The sequence below is a fragment of the Haloferax profundi genome, from assembly GCF_001469865.1.
Classification (GTDB): Archaea; Halobacteriota; Halobacteria; order Halobacteriales; family Haloferacaceae; genus Haloferax; species Haloferax profundi.
On sequence record NZ_LOPV01000696.1, the window covers coordinates 1 to 3215 of the forward strand.

A 3215-nucleotide genomic window follows, 5' to 3' on the forward strand; every position below is an offset into this window, starting at 1 on the left:
GTCTGAGCGAGATGGTCCGCCTTGCTCGTCGTGACCGTGTCTCTCACCCGTCGACTTCGTAGTGGAGTTCGACGATTCCCGAGCGGTATGCCCTCGTCACGAGATGCTGTAACCTTCGTGGTTCGTCGTTCGTGCTAAAGAGTTGAATTCCACTCCCGAGTAGGACGGGGATGAGCGAAAGCCGGAGGTCGTCGACGTGGCCTGTGCGCAAGAACTCACGGGCGAGTTGTGCACCGCCGACCAACCAGATGTGCTCGTACGTCTCTTCGAGTTCGGTAGCCAACGAATCGATGTCCCCCGCGACGAACTCGACTGCGTCTGTCGCCCGCGACAGTTCCCGATGGGTGAACACGTACGTCGGTCTGTCCCCGTACGGCCACTCGCCGAAGGAGAGTACCTGTTCGTAGGTCGTTGCACCCATAACGAGACAGTCGATACTGTCGAAGAACTCCTCGTAGTCGTCAGCGATACCTTCGTCGCCCGTCTCCTGTCCGAACTCGTCGAGCCACTCGACTCCTCCCTGGTCGTCGGCGATGTAACCATCGACACTCGACGCAACGTAGAGGGTGACTTGACCGGCACTCATACCAGCCGTTGCACCTGTATGTGCTAATAACGCCCGTCACGAGGTGAGGTTGTTGAACTCCTCCGAAGGTTACTGCTCGTTGATGGCTTCTGAAGCGATGTTACGGCCACGAGCGTTGAGTTGCACTTCGTGGCGGATACGGACTTCTTCGACGACGTTGTGGTCGATGAGGCGTTCGAAGAGTTCTTCGACCTGGTCGACGTCGAGGCCGAGGAAGTCGGGAATGTCGAAGGGCGCGACTCCGGAGTAGAGTGCAGTGAGGACCTGTTTGTCCGTCTCACTCAACTCGATAGAGGTCTCTGAGAGTTCCTCACCTTCGCGCAGGAGCGAGTAGAGGAACGTAATCGCCCTGTCCGGCCCGGAGATGTACGTCTGGAGACTCGTCCCTTCGTCGTCGGAGTGTTCGACTTCGATGAGACTCCGAACGTCGTCGACGACCTTTCGTTCACCAGTCTTGATTGCGCCGATGTCGTCGAGGCGAATCTCGACGAACTTTCCGCCGACAGTCGCCATACTCACGGCTTCTTCTTCGACCTTCAGTCGGGCCTTCTCCCACTCGGTGTTCTGGACGACACCGCCGGCGACTGCCGGGTGTCGGGCGAGGAACTGCTTCGAGTTGAGCAACGCACCGAAGAAGTCGATTTCGAACTCGTCGTAGTCGACCGGTGCGAGGAGGACGACGCCAGACGGGATGTGGATGCTGAAGTAATCAGAGACCGTCGCGATTCGCTGATTGACGTCGAACCGCCCGCCGAGTTTCTCGATTGCATTCAACTCTATCGTCCGCTTTCCTGCCGTCCCAGCGAGGACGAGTCGTCTGTTCGACAGCAGAATTCGCCCACTCGTCCAATCGACGTCGTGTATCTCCCGGCCGTTCTTGACAACCTGGAGGAAGCGGCCGCGAGTGTCTCCAAGTTTGTGTTCACCGGGTTTCATTACTTACCTCTGGACCGTGGCGTCCGTCGCGCGGTAGATACGGAGTCGTTTCTCGACGGGGTCGAACTGTCTTCGGACACGTGGCGGAATCGTCTCAGTCATCCCAATTGTGAGGTAGCCTTCGGGTTCGAGCGCGGACCCGAGTGTCTCGAACACCGCTCGCTTCGATTCGGCGTTGATGTAGATGAATAGGTTTCGACAGACCACGAGGTCGAACGTCCCTGGCGGGTCCTCGCGAATCAGGTCGCGGCGGTTGAACCGGACCATGTCCGTTATCTTGTCCTTGACGCGGAAGATGTCGTCATCCTTGTCCACGTAGCGTTCCCAGTCACCGATTGGGTCGAGTTGCTCGGCGACGTCGTTCGTCTCCGACGCGCGGTACTCGGCTTTTCGGGCGGCACGAAGAATTTCGCGCTTGATGTCCGTGCCGACGATTTCGATACGGCGTTCGTCGACCTGGTCGTCGTCGTGGGCGAGCATCGCGAGCGAGTACGCCTCTCGTCCGTCCGAACAGGCCGCACTCCACACCTTGATTGGGTCGCGTCTGCTCCCTTTCGAACTCAGGTCTCGGAGTACCTCGCGCAGTGCTTCCCACACGTCCGGGTTCCGGAAGAAACTCGTCACGTTGACAGAGAGGGCGTCGAGGAGCGCTTGCTGTTCTTCTTCGTCCTCTTGGAGCATCTCCTGATACGTCTCGTAGTCGTCGACACGTCGTCGCCGCATCCGTGCAGAGACACGCCGGTCGAGGTACGCGTCGTTGTACGAACTCGTCTGGAACTGGAGTGAGTCTTCGACGTACTCGAGGAGTCGGCCGAATGCCGGGTCGTCGGTGTTCGACGACGGCATCAGTCTGCTGCCTCCTCGGCCGTTTCGGGGAGTTCACTTGGGTCGAACTCGCGCATCGCTTGCTTCCCGTCGTCGGGGAGCTCGAGCGTCGACACGTCGAGAATCGGGATGACGTTCCCGTCACCGATGACCGCGGTTCCGGAGAGGCCACCGACACCCGAGAGTGGGCCTTGCAGTGGCGTCACGACGACTTCCTCTTGTTTCGTCACGCCGTCACAGTGAAGCGCGACCTGTCTGTCGTCGGGTCGGATGCGGACGACCATCCCGTGGTCGAGTTCGGGCGTGTCGATTTCCAGCGCGTCCCGGAGGCGAATCAACGGGAAGATGGTATCTTCGTGGACGATGACCTCTGCGCCGTTGACCGTTTGAACCCGGTCGCGGCGGCTTATCTCGTCGATGTACTTGATAGGGACGCCGAACTCTCGGTCGTCGACTTGCACGAAGAGGACTTTGATAATCGCGACGGAGACCGGCAGACGGATGTTGACCGTACTTCCCTGTCCGGGTTCGCTCTCGACGGAGACGGACCCGTCGAGTGACTCGACGGTGGTCTTCACCACGTCCATCCCGACACCGCGACCCGAGACGTCGGTAATCTCGTCGTTGGTCGAGAGACCGGGGTGGAAGATGTAGTCGTACACTTCCGAGTCGGGCATCGCGTTCATCTCTTCGCGCGTCTCGACACCCTCGGCGACGACTTTGTCGCGGACGGCGTCTGCGTCGATACCGCTCCCGTCGTCTTCGACGGTCACGATGACCGTGTCGTGTTGCCGCTGGGCCGAGAGTCTGATGGTCCCCGTCCGTGGCTTGCCGTTCGCCTCGCGCACGTCCGGTTCTTCGATACCGT

4 protein-coding genes are annotated in these 3215 nt (G+C 59.9%); all 4 read right to left on the bottom strand.

Annotated elements, in window-relative coordinates; all coding sequences use genetic code 11:
- Positions 1-43: 43 nt before the first annotated feature.
- Entirely contained in the window at positions 44-586 is a 543-nt protein-coding gene (locus tag AUR66_RS18910) for a dihydrofolate reductase family protein (protein ID WP_058573661.1), read from the bottom strand.
- 69 nt (positions 587-655) lie between these two features.
- Positions 656-1522, bottom strand: a complete 867-nt coding sequence (locus AUR66_RS18915) for a CheF family chemotaxis protein (protein WP_058573662.1) — start codon at positions 1520-1522, stop codon at positions 656-658.
- A gap of 3 nt (positions 1523-1525) precedes the next feature.
- Positions 1526-2368 carry a CheR family methyltransferase gene (locus AUR66_RS18920; protein WP_058573663.1) on the bottom strand — a complete coding sequence of 281 codons (843 nt, stop codon included), beginning with the start codon at positions 2366-2368 and terminating at the stop codon, positions 1526-1528.
- The coding region (locus AUR66_RS18925; RefSeq protein ID WP_197409882.1) for a chemotaxis protein CheA at positions 2368-3215 on the bottom strand (848 nt) is incomplete at its 5' end. The genes AUR66_RS18920 and AUR66_RS18925, both read right to left, overlap by 1 nt.

Bases quoted from the DNA above. Each gene is read 5' to 3' on its own strand.
- AUR66_RS18915 (WP_058573662.1), bottom strand. From the start codon at position 1,522: ATGAAACCCGGTGAACACAAACTTGGAGACACTCGCGGCCGCTTCCTC.
- AUR66_RS18920 (WP_058573663.1), bottom strand. From the start codon at position 2,368: ATGCCGTCGTCGAACACCGACGACCCGGCATTCGGCCGACTCCTCGAG.
- AUR66_RS18910 (WP_058573661.1), bottom strand. From the start codon at position 586: ATGAGTGCCGGTCAAGTCACCCTCTACGTTGCGTCGAGTGTCGATGGT.